This window comes from Pseudomonas sp. NY15374, from assembly GCF_048068255.1.
In the GTDB taxonomy this organism is placed as follows: Bacteria; Pseudomonadota; Gammaproteobacteria; order Pseudomonadales; family Pseudomonadaceae; genus Aquipseudomonas; species Aquipseudomonas machongensis.
In genome coordinates this window covers 71,655-87,288 of sequence record NZ_JBLUPZ010000014.1, presented here as the reverse complement: position 1 = coordinate 87,288, position 15,634 = coordinate 71,655, and the positions used below count along the sequence as shown (strand labels likewise).

Below are 15,634 nucleotides of genomic sequence, written 5' to 3'. Positions count from 1 at the left end.
ACATGCGAATTGACTTGCCCGAAAGCGGCCCTATGCCTTGGCACTCTAGATAGCAGTCAGTTCTCGGCTCTTCCGAATAATCCCTAGCAATCTTCTCCCCGTGCACGCAATCAATGACACCTCGGCCAGAGCTGGAAACTACGAGGAGATACTCCGACTCACGACTGAAGCCGACTTCCATCAAGCCCGCAACGGTAAATGTTGCCGTACGTATCCACGGAGAGGGAACCACTACAGACCGCTCCCGGATAGCCGTGCGTACTGAGTCGAGGTGAGTTGTCTGCATCAATCGAATTCCCAAAACGGAGGGTTGCCACTGACACCTCGGTACGTACTTCGGTTGCAGTCAAGCTATGGCGGGGACGACACCAACCACTCAATGGCTCGGAGAGTCAATCACACAAGCCTGCGTGCGAGCCGGGTTCATAGCCATCAATCACAAGGACCTTCGAGATATCACAGTCCGGGTAGATCCATCTGCCCCAGTTTGCCACAACCCACTCCCTGCTGAGACCCAGGCATCCTGCATTGCTCTCCCCAGGCAGTATTATCAACGGTAGACCGGCTTTGTACCCAGTGGTAACCATCAGCCCAAAGCGACGATCCTCCTCCAGTGTTTCAAAAACCATGAAATCCACAACCTCTTCATACGGGTATGAACCCTTGGCTCTGAATACGGGTCCGCGACTGAAAACCTCATTTGAGCATTCCCGCGAAATTGGTAGCGCACCGATCTGTTCTAGCGTTATCCGATTGCCTTAACCCAGGCGCGGTAGGCGCAGCGCCACCAGACAACGTTCGTTCACCATACCGCTCCAAGCGCGGGCACTGGCACGGATTCCCGCTTCTCATCTTCCGGGCCTGTTCTTGCACATAGCCTTACCTGCGCAAGGTTTCGAACAGAAATGTCCTGAACCATCGATTGCCAGCATCGGCGTCGTATGCTCCATGCCAATGAACAGTGGATTCGACCCCAGGCATTTCCACTGGCAGCGGGTAGATAACGAAGTCTTGGGAATGGTTCAAGGCCCGGGCGACGCCTTCGGGTAGGGTGACCATCCACCCGGTACGCCTGAGGATCTGTGGCACCACTGTGAAGTGGGGAACTCTCAAGGCGATGTGGCGGTTCAGGCCGCGTGATGCCAAGGTGTCCTCGATGGCCACGTGGCTGCTGTCGGTGGAGGTGATACTGACGTGGGAGAAGGCAAGAAAATGTTCCACGCTGATCCTGTCTGCCGGCAGCCCGTCACGCTTGCGAGTCATGCAGGCGTATTGCTCGTGGAACAGGGAAGTATACCGGGTGGTAGTTTTCAGCGTGGGCAGGTTGCCGATAGCAAAGTCCAGCTGCCCCATGCGCATCCGCTCGACCACCATGGCGACGGGTACCAGCTCAGATGCCAGCTTGATGCGCGGCGCGAGGGTCTGAAGCCGTTCGCACAGCGCCGGCAGGAACACCTGTTCGCCAATGTCTGACATACACAAACGAAACTCTCGGTCGCTGGTGGCAGGATCGAAAGGTTCGGTTTCATTCAGAGCGTCGCGTACGGCCGTCAGTGCCCGCCCGATCGGCAGGGCGATGCGCTCGGCGGTCTGGGTCGGCATCATGCCCTCCGGCGTGCGCACGAACAGCGCGTCATCAAACAGCTTGCGAAGACGCCCCAAGGCATAACTGACAGCCGGTTGTGTAATCCCCAGGCGACCCGCCGCGAGGGTCAGACTACGGTCCTCCATGATGGCTTGGAAAACCCTGAGCAAGTTCAGATCGACGTCATTCAAATGGCGCATTCGAATAAATCCTGTTTATTGGCTATATAATAGTCATGAATTTGACTTATAGGTTACAGGTTCATAGACTTCGGAACAACAACGAGGTGATACAACAATTCGAGGCGTTGGGTAATGGACGAAAGTTTTTGCAAGCAACTAGCAAGTGGCGGCGCACTTACACTTCCGGTGTTGTTGTCCAAGCGTATTGAACGCAGCCCTGATACTGCACTTTTTTCCGACCGCAGTTGCACCTGGACCGCGGCGCAACTTGTCGATGCGATAGCCAGGCGTGCAGCAACCCTGGTGGAACATGGCATTCAACGCGGCGACCGGGTGGCGTTGATGTGCGCCAACCGCGCTGAGTTCCTTGAGGTGCTGTTGGCGTGCGGCTGGCTGGGTGCGATTGCGGTGCCTATCAACACGGCCTGTCGCGGCATGCAACTGACTCATGTGCTGGCCAATAGCGGTGCGCGCTTGCTGGTCAGTGAAGAAGCCCACCTGGAGGTGCTCGCGGCACAGGATTACACAACGCTTGCTGTCGAAACCCTGTGGATCGTTGCGCCCCAGTGCGCTGTTGACGCGGTATGGCAGGGGCGTCTGCGCGTGCAGTCGATGCCGCCTGTCAGTGCGTCCAAGGCTGCACCCGCGGTGCTGGAGGATGGCGACCCGCTGGTTATCCTCTACACCTCCGGCACCTCCGGGCTGTCCAAGGGGGTAATCTGTCCACACGCGCAGTTCTACTGGTGGGGCATCAATACTGGTGGCGACCTGCAGGTCGTGCCCGGCGATGTGCTGCACACCTGTCTGCCGTTGTTCCATACCAATGCGTTGAACGCTTTTTTCCAGGCATTGCTGCACGACGCCCAGTTAGTGGTGGACAAACGCTTTTCCGCAAGCGGCTTTTACCAGGCGCTGGCGCAGACTGGGGCGACGGTGACCTACCTGTTGGGCGCCATGGTGCCTATCCTGCTCAGCCGCCCGCACCATGAGCAAGAGCACGCCCACAATGTGCGTGTCGCGCTGGCGCCAGGGGTACCGGAGCAGTTCCACGCGCCGTTTATCCAACGCACCGGTATTGGCCTGATCGATGGGTATGGCGCCACCGAAACCAATGCCGTTATTGGCGGGCCCCTGGCGCTGCAGCGGCCTGGTTTCATGGGCCGATTGGCCAAGGGCTTCAGTGCCCGCGTGGTGGACAGCCAGGATCGGCCGGTAGCCGATGGCGAGCCGGGGGAGCTGGTGCTGCGCGCTGAGCAGCCCTTCGCTTTCGCCTGCGGTTACTTCGGTATGCCGGAAAAGACCGTCGAAGCCTGGCGCAACCTGTGGTATCACACTGGCGACCGGGTGGTGCGCGATGGCGACGGCTATTTCCGCTTTGTCGACCGCTTGAAGGACACGATCCGGCGCCGCGGCGAGAACATCTCGTCTTTCGAGGTGGAGCAGGTGCTGTTGAGCCACCCGGCAGTGGAACTGGCAGCGGTCTATGCGGTGAAGTCGGAGCTGGCCGAAGATGAAGTCATGGCCGCGATCGTCATCAAGGCAGGCACGCGGCTCGACCCGCTGGAACTGACGCAATATTGCGAATCCCGGCTGGCGTACTTCGCCGTGCCGCGTTATTTGGACTTTGTTGTCGAATTGCCGAAAACCGAAAACGGGAAAGTGCAGAAATATAAATTGAGGGCACTCGGCGTTACCGCCACTGCGTGGGACCTAGAGTGCTCCGGTTATAGGCTTAAACGCGCCTGATTACTTGGCTTTGACTGCCGTGCAATAACAAACGATGCAACAACAATAACAACAGCGTTCATAATTATTCAGTCATTGACGGAGACCGCCATGACGGGCACGCATTCGCTTGAACTTTCTGACACCCAGTCAGCGCAGAGTCATGTTGGCGCAGGGCTTGAAAACCGCACACCGATTGATAAGAAAACCTTTCGCAAGATTGTCTTGGCTTCTGTCACGGGCAATGCGTTGGAGTGGTACGACTTCTTTCTTTACAGCACAGCGGCGGCGCTTATCTTTGGGGATCTATTTTTTCCCAAAGGCACCGATCCACTGGTCGGTACGATCGCAGCGCTGGCTGGGTTCGCACTGGGTTTTCTCGCCCGGCCTTTCGGCGGCGTGATCTTTGGTCATATCGGCGACAAGTACGGGCGCAAGAAAGCCTTGGTATGGACGCTCTCGATCATGGGCGGCGCAACGTTCCTGATCGGGCTGCTGCCGACCTACGCTCAGGCGGGGGTGTGGGCACCGGTGCTGTTACTGCTGTTACGGATCCTGCAGGGCATCGCGGCCGGCGGCGAGTGGGGCGGTGGCGTACTGATGATTAGCGAGTCGGCGCCGCCCGAGCGCCGCGGCTTCTACGCTTCGATCAGTCAGGTCGGAGTGGGCGGTGGGTTTGTCTTGTCCGCAGGCGCATTCTATGTGGTCCAGCTGTTGCCGGAGCAGGACTTCCACAGCTGGGGCTGGCGCATCCCGTTCCTTATCTCCATCGTCATTTTCGGCCTGGGCGTATACATCCGCCGTGCACTGCCCGAAAGCGAGGATTTCCAGCGCGCCGAGGCAACCGGCAAGACTGCGCACATGCCCGTGCTGGATGTGTTGCGCAAACATCCCCGTGAAGTGCTGATGGCCATGGGGCTGCGGGTGGCTGAAAACGGCGGCTCCTACCTCATGCTGGCGTTTGCGCTGGTCTACGGCAAGTTTCTCGGCGTGCCCAATAGCGTGTTGCTGGCAGGGGTCACGGTATCCACGTGCGTGGAGCTGGTGGCCCTGTTGTTCTGGGGGCGCTTGTCTGACCGCATAGGTCGCAAGCCGGTGTACATGGTCGGGGCGGTAGGGATGGTGCTGATGGCATTTCCGTTCTTCTGGTTGCTCGAGACCCGAGAGCCTGCCTGGATCTGGCTGGCCTTTCTGATCGGCAATGCCATCTGCCATGGCGCCATGATCGGTACCCAGCCCAGCCTTATGGGGGAACTGTTCAGCACGGAGGTGCGCTATTCCGGCATGGCGTTGGGGCACGAAGTCGCCTCGGTGTTCTCTGGCGGACTGTCGCCGATGATCGCCACCGCCTTGCTGGCGCATTACCAGGCCAGTTGGCCAGTGTCCCTTTTGATGATGGGCTTGGGTCTAGTCACGGTTATCTCTCTATGTTTTACCAAGGAAACCCGCGTGCGGGCTAAGGGGGGGCGGCCATGAGCCGGTCAGCATGCAACGACACCGTGGCGCTGATTGCTGGGGCACTGGAAGTACCCTACAGCCGGCGAGGCACGGGCGAGTCGACCTCGCAATTGCTCGGCAGGGCGGTGCAGCAACTGCTGCGCCAGGCCGGCGTGGCACTGCACGAAGTGGACGGCCTGGGCGTAGCGTCATTCACCCATAGGCCGGACAACGCCATTGATCTGGCCTGGCGCCTTGGGCTGACCCTGACCTGGTGCATGGATGACCGCAATGGTGGGGCGAGCGCGATCAATATGCTGCAGCACGCCGTGCGAGCCATCCAGCACGGTGATGCCAACGTGATCGTGCTGGTGGCGGGCGATACGTTCACTCCAGAGGATTTCAGAACCCTGGTCGACCATTACAACCGGACCACCGAGGAGTACCTCAAACCGCTGGAGCACGGCGGGCCCAATGGGGTGTTCGCGATGCTCACCCAGCGTCATGCGCAACGCACCGGCCTTGGCCGAGAGGACTACGCACAACTGTGTATTGCCCAGCGCGCCTGGGCGCAGCGCAACCCGCTGGCGGTTTACCGCGATCCGCTGACCATCGAGCAGTACCTTGACGCGCCCATGGTGGCCGACCCGCTGTGCCGGTTTGACTGCGTGCCGGTGGTCAATGGCGCCAACGCCATCCTGCTGACCCGCGCCGACCTCGCCCGCAACAAGGTCAACGTGGCGGTGCGCGCAGTAAAGGCGCTGCACAACGATGACCACCAGGCCGGCGATGGCCTGCAGACACCTCTGGCGAAGATCGCCGACACGCTGTGGGACCGCGCCAATTCCGGCCCTGATGCCATGGACCTGGCTTGCGTGTATGACGATTATCCGGTCATGGCGCTAATCCAGCTCGCAGACCTGGGCTTCGTCCCCGACGACGATTACCGGCGCGCGCTCCAGCGTATAGGCCGTTTCGAACTGCCGGTAAATACCTCTGGCGGGCAACTCTCGGCCGGCCAGGCGGGAGCGGCCGGGGGCATGCATGGGTTGGTCGAAGCCATCACCCAACTGCTTGGCAACGCCGGTCAACGCCAAGTCAGCGATGCGCGCCTGGCAGTGGTGACCGGCTATGGCATGGTCCAGTACCGCTACGGCATGTGTGCCAACGCGGTGGTGCTCGAACGGTGGCAAGGGGGTGCAGTATGGCGTTCATGATCCAGCAGTGTGTCGGTTGCGGCCAGGCCAGTTTCCCGCCGCGATACAGCTGCCCGCGATGTGGTGAGGCGCAATGGCAGGAAGTCTCCGCCGAACTCGGTCGGGTTGCCCAGGCCACCGTGGTGCGCGCGCGGGTCGGCATAGCTGGCGCAGAGAACCTGCACCTGGCCAGCGTCGAGCTGCGCGAAGGGCCAGTGGTCATTGCCCAGACCGCAGGGCCTTTGCCGCCCGGCACCTCTGTCGAACTCGCCATCGATGAACACCGGCGAATCGTAGCCCAACCGGCCTGACGCACCTTGTAATCAACACTGTCGAGCCGACTTCGTCCGCCGAAGCGGGCGCCGTCGGCCTGCGCTCAGCCATTCAGCCACTGACCATGCACGGCCCCAAGGCCTTGCGCGTGGTGTACACGTGTACCCAGGAGTGTGGTTATGCCTTCAGCAATCGATTACCGGCTTGTGTCCGGCCTAGGGCTGGCGCTGGCTTGCCAGCAGGGCTGGGCCGATGAACCATGGACCGATGTTTCAACGTTTTTGCAGCAGGGTGCCCTGACCGGTGTTACCCGCAACTTCTACCTCAACCGCGACTTTCGCAACGGAGGGGCCAACCGCCGACCCGGCACGGTCAACGGTTATCGCGCCGAGTGGGCCCAAGGCTTGACCGTGGACTACACCTCCGCGTTCACGCCTGGCCTCGTCGGCCTGGGGGTCGACGCGCATGTGTATGCGGGACTGAAGCTGGACAGTGGCCGTGGCAAGACCGGCACCAACCTGCTGCACGTCAAGAACGACGGTGAGGTGGCGGATGAGTACAGCGTGGGCGGCGGTGCGTTCAAGCTCAAGGTCGGTGAAACGGTGCTCAAGTACGGGTCCATGGAATTGCGCACGTCCCCGGTATTCCTCACCGATGGTGGTTCCGGGCGCCTGTTGCCGCAAACGGTGACAGCCTGGCAGCTCACCAGCCGCGATCTGCAGCCGCTGACCTTCGATGCCGCCCACATCACCGCCGGCAAGGCGCCCTCGGAAAGCCGCAACGACAGCACGTTGCGCTCGCTATATGGCGCAACGCAGACGGATACCGTCGATTATGTGAGCCTGAATTACGAGCAGGGGGCAGTAAAAGGCTACCTCAGCACGCAACGTGCCGAAGATCTTTGGCGCCAGGATTACCTGGGGTTTCGCTACTTGCCTGCCTTGGTCCAGGGGCTGACCCCTACCTTGAATGTCAGCCTGTACCGCACGGTCGACATCGGCGCCGCCCATGGCGGGCCCATCGATAACCTGACCTGGTCGTTGGCCCCGGGCGTCAAGTTCGGCTCTCATTCCATCATGCTTGCCTACCAGAAGGTGCAGGGCGACACGCCCTTCGACTACATGGCGTTCCGTGACGGGCAAACCACCGTCGCACAGCTGGCTAACAACGTGCAGCTCAGCGACTTCAACGCGCCCAACGATCGGTCTTGGCAGGTTCGCTACGACTATGACTTCACCGCCCGTGGCGTTCCTGGCCTCAGGTGCATGATTCGCTACATCCAGGGGCAGGGTGGCAAAGGCTCCAATATCGTGCCGGAGAGTTCCTACTATGCCCTCGGCTTTCAGGATGGCGGGCGCCACTGGGAACGCAATATCGAGGTGCAATATGTGGTGCAAAGCGGTCCGGCAAAAGACCTCAGCCTGAGGGCGCGCTACGGCGTGCACCGCGGCAACTCGGCCGAGCCACGCGGAGACATGGACGAGATTCGTCTGATCACCGAATTGCCTTTCAAGTTGCTGTAAAGCGCGCCGTTGGCAGCGCTTCATCAGCGGCTGCTTCGGCAAAAGATTCCTGCAGAGCAATACCTGATCCGCTTACCGTAAAAGGAGCAATGAGATGAGCCAATACATCGATATTCTGGCGCGAGACCAGGCTGGAAGTTTCAAGGGTTATCTGGTGCTGCCGCCGGAAGGCAAAGGCCCCGGCCTGGTGTTGGGCCAGGAAATCTTCGGCGTCAACGCCAACATGCGCGAAGTGGCGCAGATGTATGCCGAGGAAGGCTATGTGGTGCTGGTGCCGGACTTGTTCTGGCGGCTGCAGCCGGGTATCGACCTGGGCTACACCCCCGCTGATTTCGACAAGGCCTTGAGCCTCTACAGCGCCCTGGACCTGGACAAGGCCGTAGACGACATCGCTGCCGCCTTCGATACGCTGCGGGCGCTGGACGAGGTCAGCGGCCCCGCCTTGGGCTTCGTGGGTTACTGCCTGGGGGGTAAGCTGGCCTACCTTACCGCCGCCCGTACCGATGTCGCTGTGGCGGTGGGCTACTACGGCATGGGAATCGAGCAATACCTGGATGAAGCCGATGGCCTGAGCGGCGGGCTGGTCCTGCACCACGGCGAACTCGACGGCATGTGCGACGCCGCGACCCGGGCGCAGATCGCCGAGGTGCTGCGTGGCCGCCCAGGCGTAGAGCTTTATACCTACGAAGGTGCCGACCATGCGTTCGCCCGGTTGGGCAGCGATCATTTCCACAAACCCTCGGCCCTCATCGCCCATGGGCGCACCATCGCAGCGTTGAAGAAGTACATCGGGCCGGCCTACAACCTCTCAGACCTGTGGGACGAGCACATCCACCACGAGTTCGTTACCCGAGACGTACCGGCTACCCTGGCGACCATGGTCGCCGAGCCTTACGTGAACCACATTCCGACCCTGACCGGTGGGGTGGGCAGCAAGCAACTCGGGCGCTTCTATCAGCATCACTTTGTCCACGCCAATCCCGAGGACACCAAGATGATTCCAATTTCCCGTACGGTCGGCGCGTACCAGGTCGTCGATGAATTCATCATGTCCTTCACCCACACCTGCGAAATGGACTACATGCTGCCCGGGATAGCACCCACCGGCAAATACGTAGAAATCCCCATGGTGGCGGTGGTCAACTTCCGTGGCGACAAGCTCTACCACGAGCATATCTACTGGGACCAGGCGTCGGTATTGGTCCAGATCGGCCTGCTCGATCCCGAAGGGTTGCCGGTGGCGGGTATCGAAACGGCCAAGAAATTGCTGGATGAATCGCTGCCTTCAAACACGCTGATGGCCCGCTGGGCCACGAGCGAGCACCTGTGAACGCTACCACTGTCACAGACAAAGAGGTGCTGATCACCGGTGCCAACGGGGGGCTGGGCCTTGCCTTGATCGAGACCTTTCTGGCCGCCGGGGCACGGCGTGTGTACGCTGCCTGCCGCAACCCCGAGCGTCTAATGTTCGATCACCCGCAGGTAGAAGTCGTGCCTCTGGACGTGACGCAGCCGCAGCAGGTAGCACAGGTCGCCTGGCGGGTAGGGATCGATATCCTGGTGAATAACGCTGGCGTCAATCGGCAGCAGCGGCTGCTGGGCACCGACGAACCCGAAGCCGCCGCCCAGGAGATGGCCGTCAACTATTTCGCCACCCTGGCGATGATGCGTGCCTTTACACCGACGCTTGTCGAGCGAGCGGGCGCCATGGTCAACGTCCTGTCGATCCTGGCGAGGGTGGCCTTGCCAGCAATGGGGTCGCTGAGTGCGTCCAAGGCGGCCGCATTGCGCTTGACCGAGGCAGCTCGGGCCGAGCTGGCCGGCAAGGTGCAAGTGATGGCCGTGCTCCCCGGTGTGATCGATACGGCGATGAGCCATGGCGTCGCGGGTGCCAAGGCCAGCCCCCGGGAAGTGGCCGAAGCGATCGTGACGGGGTTGGCCAGCGGTGCTCCTGAAGTCTATCCAGACCCCATGGCACTGCAGGTTGCGCAAAGGCTCGCGGCTGATCGGGCAACGGTACAGGCCGACTTCGCCCGCTACTTGTGACCGGCTGCGGATGATCACGCATTCGGATTAACACGTTGTTTGCGCCAAGTTCATGTTGGCGCGTTATGACTGAAAACATGCCTGACAAGTTTGAAACTTGCGAAGCGTTGCGCCTGCTTTTTATACACGATGAAGGTTTTTCTATTTCATGTATTAGCGGCCTTTATCGAATTACGGAAAACATCCTGCTCAGGGGATTGCTGTGTCCAATCTATTATTTCGTCACTATATTGCGGGAACTTTCGTTGACAGTAACCGTAAGTTCGACAATATCTCGCCGGTCAACGGGTGCGTCTTGGGCCAGGTGTGTGAGGCTGGCGAACATGAAGTGAATGCTGCCGTCGAAGCGGCGAAACTCGCTCAGTCGGGACCCTGGGGTGGCTTCAGCGCTGCCCAGCGAGCCGAGTTGCTCGAGCGTATCGCCGATGGTATCGAGCGTCGATTCGAAGACTTCGTGGCTGGCGAAGTCGCTGATACCGGTCGACCCGTGCATCAGGCGCGCAGCCTGGATGTTGCACGGGGCGTGCAGAACTTCCGTACCTTCGCGGATCTGGTGCGACAAGGCGGTGGCGAACTCTTTGAGATGCGCACCGGCGATGGCACGGATGTCTTCAGTTATACCGTGCGTAAGCCGCACGGCGTGGTTGCCATCATCTCGCCGTGGAACCTGCCGCTGTTGTTACTCACCTGGAAAGTCGCGCCGGCATTGGCCTGTGGTAATTCGGTGGTGGTCAAGCCGTCGGAAGATACCCCCTCCAGTGCCACGCTGCTGGCCGAGGTCATGCACGAGGCCGGTGTGCCCGCAGGTGTATTCAACCTTGTGCATGGCTTCGGTCCTGCCTCTGCCGGTGAATTGCTTACCCGCCACCCTGACGTCGATGCCATTACCTTCACGGGTGAGTCGCGCACCGGCTCAACCATCATGCGCGCTGCTGCCGAGGGTGTACGTGAGGTGTCGTTTGAACTGGGCGGCAAGAATGCCGCAGTCGTTTTCGCCGACTGCGACTTTGACGCCGCAGTTGCCGGTGTGCTGCGTTCCAGTTTCACCAACTCTGGCCAGGTTTGCCTGTGCACCGAGCGGGTCTACGTCGAGCGGCCGATCTACGAGCGCTTTGTCGCGGCGCTCAAAGCAGGGGCCGAGAAGCTGAAGATCGGCTATCCCGACGAAGACGGCGTGGATATGGGCTCGCTGATTTCCCATAAGCACCGCGACAAGGTGTTGGGCTACTTCCAGTTGGCTGTGACGGAAGGCGCAACAGTGGTCAGTGGCGGCGGTGTGCCGAACTTCGGCGACGAGCGCGACCAGGGCGCTTTTGTCCAGCCGACCATCTGGACCGGGCTTGCCGATGACGCTCGCTGCATGCGCGAAGAAGTGTTCGGTCCGGTGTGTCACATCGCGCCCTTCGACAGCGACGAGCAAGTACTGCAGCGCGTCAATGATTCGGCTTACGGGCTGGCCGCCTCGCTGTGGACCCGCGATTTGAAGCGGGCCCACCGTTTCTCTCGACGTATCCATGTTGGCATGGTGTGGGTCAATACCTGGTTCCTGCGCGATCTGCGTACACCCTTTGGTGGCGCACGCTTGTCTGGGCTTGGCCGCGAAGGAGGGCGCCACTCGCTGGATTTCTATTCCGAGCTCACCACCATTTGTGTCAATCCGTAAGGACAGGAGAACTCCATGCATCCAGCAATCGCTGAAGCAGCAGCGTGTCTGCGCCAGGCGCGTGAACAGGGCAGGCCCTGTGCGCCAGTACGCGACCTCATCGAGCGTGCGGCCGCCGAGCAGGATGGACCCGCACTCCTGCAGGCTTACGCCGTGCAGCAGTACAACAACGCCGCCGACATTGCCGCTGGCTGGAACCCGGTAGGTCACAAGATTGGTTTGACCTCCAGGGTTGTCCAGCGCCAGTTGGGCGTGGATCAGCCAGACTTTGGCCGACTGTTCGCGCAGATGGCGCGAGGAGATGGCCAGCCCATCAGCTGGAGTGACTGCCAGCAGCCCAAGGTCGAGGCCGAGATCGCCCTGGTTCTGCAGCGCGACCTTTGCCATGAGCGCCATACCCTGGCTGACATTATCCGCGCCACTGCCTTCGCCGTGCCGGCCATCGAAATTGTAGGTAGTCGTATTGCCCATTGGGACATCGGTTTGCTCGACACGGTCGCCGACAATGCATCGTCCGGGCTGTTCGTCCTCGGTAGCCGGCCGGTGTGTTTGGGGCAACTGGACCTGGTGAATTGCGGCATGCGCTTGTGCTTGCGTGGCGAACCCGTATCGGTCGGAGCCGGCGCAGCCTGCCTCGAAAACCCCCTGAATGCGGCGTTGTGGCTGGCCGACACCATGGTCCGTCTCGACGAGCCACTGCGTGCTGGTGACGTGGTGTTGACCGGTGCCCTGGGGCCGATGGTGCCGGCGAGCCCGGGCGATGTGTTTACCGCTGAGATTCAGGGCTTGGGCCGCGTCACCGCATCTTTCGCTCAAGCCGGCACGGAGGTCTGAATGAGCCAGAAACGCAAAGCCGCCATCATCGGCTCCGGCAACATCGGCACCGACCTGATGATCAAGATCCTCCGCAACGCCAAGCACCTGGAGATGGCCGCGATGGTCGGCATCGACCCGGCTTCCGACGGCCTGGCCCGTGCCGCCCGCCTGGGCGTGGCCACTACCCATGAAGGGGTGCAGGGCCTGACCCGCCTGCCAGGGTTCAAGGACATCGATTTCGTCTTCGACGCCACCAGCGCCGGTGCTCATGTGAACAACGACGCCTTCCTGCGCCAGCACAAGGCCGACCTGCGCATCATCGACCTGACCCCGGCCGCCATCGGCCCGTACTGCGTGCCGGTGGTCAACCTGGAGCAGCACCTGCAGGCGACCAACGTCAACATGGTCACTTGCGGTGGCCAGGCGACCATCCCCATGGTCGCGGCGGTATCACGGGTAGCCAAGGTGCACTACGCCGAGATCGTCGCCTCGATTGCCAGCAAGTCCGCAGGCCCCGGCACCCGCGCCAACATCGACGAGTTCACCGAGACCACCAGCAAGGCCATCGAAGTGATTGGCGGTGCGACCAAGGGCAAGGCGATCATCATCATGAACCCGGCCGAGCCGCCGCTGATGATGCGCGACACCGTGTACGTGCTGAGCGAGGCCGCCGACCAAAAGCGAATTGCGGCGAGCATCGAGGAAATGGCTGCTGCGGTGCAGGCCTACGTGCCGGGCTACCGCCTCAAGCAACAGGTGCAGTTCGAACAGGTGTGCGGCCTGAAGTTGCCTGGTCAGGGCACCTTCACCGGTCTGAAGATTTCCATGTTCCTCGAAGTCGAAGGCGCGGCCCATTACCTGCCGGCCTACGCCGGCAATCTCGACATCATGACCTCCGCCGCGCTGGCCACCGCCGAGCGCATGGCGCAAGCAATGGGAGCCTCGGCATGAATGGCAAGAAGCTCTATATCAGTGACGTGACCCTGCGCGATGGCATGCATGCCATCCGTCACCAGTATTCGCTGGATGACGTGCGTGCCATCGCCACGGCGCTGGATCGCGCCAAGGTCGACTCGATCGAAGTCGCCCATGGTGATGGGCTACAGGGTTCCAGCTTCAACTACGGTTTCGGTGCCCACACCGACCTCGAATGGATCGAAGCAGCGGCCGACGCGGTCAACCACGCCAGGATCGCCACGCTGCTGTTGCCAGGGATCGGCACCCTCCATGACCTGAAGAACGCCTACGACGCCGGTGCCCGTGTCGTCCGCGTGGCCACCCACTGCACCGAGGCGGACGTTTCGCGCCAGCACATCGAGTATGCCCGCACGCTTGGCATGGACACCGTCGGCTTCCTGATGATGAGCCACATGCAGACGCCCGATGGGCTGGCGCAGCAGGCCAAGTTGATGGAGGGCTACGGCGCCACCTGCATCTATGTGGTGGACTCGGGCGGTGCGATGAATATGGACGATATCCGTGCGCGTTTGCGCGCGGTGAAAGCCGTGCTCGACCCGTCCACCCACACCGGCATTCACGCCCACCACAACCTGAGCCTCGGCGTGGCCAACTCCATCGCCGCCGTAGAGGAAGGCTGCGACCGCATCGACGCCAGCCTTGCCGGCATGGGCGCCGGCGCCGGCAACGCACCGCTGGAAGTGTTCATCGCCGCTGCCGACAAGCTCGGCTGGCAGCACGGTACCGACCTGTACGCACTCATGGATGCCGCCGACGACCTGGTGCGCCCGCTACAGGACCGCCCGGTACGGGTGGACCGGGAAACCCTGGCCCTGGGTTATGCCGGGGTCTATTCGAGCTTTTTGCGCCATGCCGAAGTGGCCGCAGCGCGCTATGGCATCAAGGCCGTGGACATCCTTGTCGAGCTGGGCAAGCGGGGGATGGTAGGGGGCCAAGAGGACATGATCGTTGACGTCGCACTCGACTTATTGAAGCCATCGCTGGAGAAGCGTGCATGAATCCCGATATCGCTCGTATCGCCGAAGCCCTTGACCAGGCCGCGCGAAGCGCAGAGCCACTGGCACAGTTCAGTGGCAGCACTCCCTTTTCCCTGGATGACGCCTACCTTATCCAGCGCGCCTCCATGCAGCGTCGTTATGCCGACGGTGAGCACAGTATCGGCATCAAGCTGGGCTTCACCAGCCGGGCGAAGATGGTGCAGATGGGCGTCGATAGCCTGATCTGGGGTTGGCTCAGCAACACCATGGTGGAAGAAGACGGCGGCCTGGTGGACCTGGCGCGCTACATTCACCCGCGCGTCGAGCCGGAGGTCTGCTTTCTAACCCGCCGCGCCATCGATCGCCCGCTGACCCTCCTGGAAGCGGCCAACCATGTTGAGGCCGTGGCGCCGGCGCTGGAGATCATCGATTCACGCTACCAGGCGTTCAAGTTCAGCCTGGAGGATGTGGTGGCGGACAACTGCTCCTCGGCGGGCCTCACCCTCGGCCCTTGGTCGCGGGACTTCTCCGGGCTGGACAATGCAGGTGTGGTACTGCGCCTGGATGGCCGAGTGGCTCAGGCCAGCTCCACTGCCGCGATCCTTGGCAATCCGCTGCGCAGCCTGGTGCAAGCCTCGCGTCTGCTGCACGCCGCCGAACTCGAACTGCCTGCGGGTAGCCTGGTGATGGCGGGCGCCGCCTGCGCTGCGGTGGCCTTGTACCCAGGCGTGCATGTCAGTGTTGAAGTCCAGGGCCTGGGGCAGAGCAGTTTCAGCGTTCGCGGCGACCAACGAGGAAACAGCCATGAGTGACATCAAGGCCACGGTCGTCGCCGGCAAGGCCACGCCGCGGGGGCGCTTCCCGCATATCAAGCGTGCGGGTGACTTTCTTTTCGTCTCGGGTACCAGCTCACGGCGCCCGGATAACAGCTTCGTCGGCGTCGAGGTGGATGCCATGGGCACCACCCGGCTGGACATTCGGGCGCAGACCCGCGCAGTGATCGAGAACATGCGCGACATCCTTGCCGCTGAAGGTGCATGCCTTGCAGACGTGGTGGAGATCAGCAGCTTCCTCGTCGATATGAACGATTTTGCCGGATACAACGAGGTCTACGCCGAGCACTTTGACGAAAGCGGCCCAACCCGCACCACCGTAGCCGTACACCAGTTGCCGCACCCCCATCTACGTATCGAGATCAAAGCCATAGCGTACGCGCCGCGTCGTCGCTGAATC

General features: G+C 61.5%; 15 protein-coding genes. 13 read left to right on the top strand and 2 right to left on the bottom strand.

Features of this window, described 5'->3' with window-relative positions; all coding sequences use genetic code 11:
- Positions 1 to 392: 392 nt before the first annotated feature.
- Together imm45 and ACNFHO_RS24265 are read right to left on the bottom strand one after the other, a co-directional pair.
- Positions 393 to 719: an Imm45 family immunity protein gene (gene imm45 / locus ACNFHO_RS24270; protein WP_416767662.1), complete on the bottom strand. Its 327-nt coding sequence runs from the start codon at positions 717 to 719 to the stop codon at positions 393 to 395.
- A 160-nt stretch (positions 720 to 879) separates the two neighbouring features.
- Positions 880 to 1,785: a LysR family transcriptional regulator gene (locus ACNFHO_RS24265; RefSeq protein ID WP_416767619.1), complete on the bottom strand. Its 906-nt coding sequence runs from the start codon at positions 1,783 to 1,785 to the stop codon at positions 880 to 882.
- Positions 1,786 to 1,899: 114 nt separating this feature from the next.
- On the opposite strand from ACNFHO_RS24265, the gene ACNFHO_RS24260 reads away from it, so the two are divergent.
- The 13 genes from ACNFHO_RS24260 to ACNFHO_RS24200 all read left to right on the top strand — a co-directional run bounded on the left by ACNFHO_RS24260 (position 1,900) and on the right by ACNFHO_RS24200 (position 15,631).
- Positions 1,900 to 3,513, top strand: a complete 1,614-nt coding sequence (locus tag ACNFHO_RS24260; protein ID WP_416767618.1) for an ATP-dependent acyl-CoA ligase — start codon at positions 1,900 to 1,902, stop codon at positions 3,511 to 3,513.
- A 90-nt stretch (positions 3,514 to 3,603) separates the two neighbouring features.
- A complete protein-coding gene (locus ACNFHO_RS24255) occupies positions 3,604 to 4,968 on the top strand; it encodes an MFS transporter (protein WP_416767617.1) in 1,365 nt (454 codons plus the stop codon).
- Positions 4,965 to 6,146 carry a thiolase family protein gene (locus tag ACNFHO_RS24250; RefSeq protein WP_416767616.1) on the top strand — a complete coding sequence of 394 codons (1,182 nt, stop codon included), beginning with the start codon at positions 4,965 to 4,967 and terminating at the stop codon, positions 6,144 to 6,146. Before ACNFHO_RS24255 ends, ACNFHO_RS24250 begins: the two co-directional genes overlap by 4 nt.
- Positions 6,134 to 6,436 carry a Zn-ribbon domain-containing OB-fold protein gene (locus ACNFHO_RS24245; protein WP_416767615.1) on the top strand — a complete coding sequence of 101 codons (303 nt, stop codon included), beginning with the start codon at positions 6,134 to 6,136 and terminating at the stop codon, positions 6,434 to 6,436. The genes ACNFHO_RS24250 and ACNFHO_RS24245 overlap by 13 nt, the downstream gene beginning before the upstream one ends.
- A 141-nt stretch (positions 6,437 to 6,577) precedes the next feature.
- On the top strand, positions 6,578 to 7,921 hold the full coding sequence (locus ACNFHO_RS24240; protein ID WP_416767614.1) for an OprD family outer membrane porin: 1,344 nt from the start codon (positions 6,578 to 6,580) through the stop codon (positions 7,919 to 7,921).
- Between the two features lie 94 nt (positions 7,922 to 8,015).
- On the top strand, positions 8,016 to 9,251 hold the full coding sequence (locus ACNFHO_RS24235; RefSeq protein WP_416767613.1) for a dienelactone hydrolase family protein: 1,236 nt from the start codon (positions 8,016 to 8,018) through the stop codon (positions 9,249 to 9,251).
- Positions 9,248 to 9,967, top strand: coding sequence for an SDR family NAD(P)-dependent oxidoreductase (locus tag ACNFHO_RS24230; protein WP_416767612.1), 720 nt, complete (start codon positions 9,248 to 9,250; stop codon positions 9,965 to 9,967). Before ACNFHO_RS24235 ends, ACNFHO_RS24230 begins: the two co-directional genes overlap by 4 nt.
- A 202-nt stretch (positions 9,968 to 10,169) precedes the next feature.
- Complete coding sequence (locus ACNFHO_RS24225; protein WP_416767611.1) at positions 10,170 to 11,630, top strand: 2-hydroxymuconic semialdehyde dehydrogenase; 1,461 nt, start codon at positions 10,170 to 10,172, stop codon at positions 11,628 to 11,630.
- Between the two features lie 15 nt (positions 11,631 to 11,645).
- Positions 11,646 to 12,464 (top strand): 2-keto-4-pentenoate hydratase, encoded by an 819-nt coding sequence (locus tag ACNFHO_RS24220; RefSeq protein ID WP_416767610.1) that lies wholly within the window; start codon positions 11,646 to 11,648, stop codon positions 12,462 to 12,464.
- Positions 12,465 to 13,397, top strand: coding sequence for an acetaldehyde dehydrogenase (acetylating) (locus ACNFHO_RS24215; RefSeq protein WP_416767608.1), 933 nt, complete (start codon positions 12,465 to 12,467; stop codon positions 13,395 to 13,397).
- A complete protein-coding gene (gene mhpE, locus ACNFHO_RS24210; protein ID WP_416767607.1) occupies positions 13,394 to 14,422 on the top strand; it encodes a 4-hydroxy-2-oxovalerate aldolase in 1,029 nt (342 codons plus the stop codon). The genes ACNFHO_RS24215 and mhpE overlap by 4 nt, the downstream gene beginning before the upstream one ends.
- Positions 14,419 to 15,213: a 2-keto-4-pentenoate hydratase gene (locus ACNFHO_RS24205; RefSeq protein WP_416767605.1), complete on the top strand. Its 795-nt coding sequence runs from the start codon at positions 14,419 to 14,421 to the stop codon at positions 15,211 to 15,213. The genes mhpE and ACNFHO_RS24205 overlap by 4 nt, the downstream gene beginning before the upstream one ends.
- Entirely contained in the window at positions 15,206 to 15,631 is a 426-nt protein-coding gene (locus ACNFHO_RS24200) for a RidA family protein (RefSeq protein ID WP_416767603.1), read from the top strand. Before ACNFHO_RS24205 ends, ACNFHO_RS24200 begins: the two co-directional genes overlap by 8 nt.
- Positions 15,632 to 15,634 lie beyond the last annotated feature (3 nt).

Excerpts from the sequence above, each read along its gene's own strand:
- ACNFHO_RS24265 (WP_416767619.1), bottom strand. The coding sequence starts at position 1,785 with ATGCGCCATTTGAATGACGTCGATCTGAACTTGCTCAGGGTTTTCCAA.
- ACNFHO_RS24260 (WP_416767618.1), top strand. The coding sequence starts at position 1,900 with ATGGACGAAAGTTTTTGCAAGCAACTAGCAAGTGGCGGCGCACTTACA.
- ACNFHO_RS24255 (WP_416767617.1), top strand. The coding sequence starts at position 3,604 with ATGACGGGCACGCATTCGCTTGAACTTTCTGACACCCAGTCAGCGCAG.
- ACNFHO_RS24250 (WP_416767616.1), top strand. The coding sequence starts at position 4,965 with ATGAGCCGGTCAGCATGCAACGACACCGTGGCGCTGATTGCTGGGGCA.
- ACNFHO_RS24245 (WP_416767615.1), top strand. The coding sequence starts at position 6,134 with ATGGCGTTCATGATCCAGCAGTGTGTCGGTTGCGGCCAGGCCAGTTTC.
- ACNFHO_RS24240 (WP_416767614.1), top strand. The coding sequence starts at position 6,578 with ATGCCTTCAGCAATCGATTACCGGCTTGTGTCCGGCCTAGGGCTGGCG.
- ACNFHO_RS24235 (WP_416767613.1), top strand. The coding sequence starts at position 8,016 with ATGAGCCAATACATCGATATTCTGGCGCGAGACCAGGCTGGAAGTTTC.
- ACNFHO_RS24220 (WP_416767610.1), top strand. The coding sequence starts at position 11,646 with ATGCATCCAGCAATCGCTGAAGCAGCAGCGTGTCTGCGCCAGGCGCGT.
- ACNFHO_RS24215 (WP_416767608.1), top strand. The coding sequence starts at position 12,465 with ATGAGCCAGAAACGCAAAGCCGCCATCATCGGCTCCGGCAACATCGGC.
- mhpE (WP_416767607.1), top strand. The coding sequence starts at position 13,394 with ATGAATGGCAAGAAGCTCTATATCAGTGACGTGACCCTGCGCGATGGC.
- ACNFHO_RS24205 (WP_416767605.1), top strand. The coding sequence starts at position 14,419 with ATGAATCCCGATATCGCTCGTATCGCCGAAGCCCTTGACCAGGCCGCG.
- ACNFHO_RS24200 (WP_416767603.1), top strand. The coding sequence starts at position 15,206 with ATGAGTGACATCAAGGCCACGGTCGTCGCCGGCAAGGCCACGCCGCGG.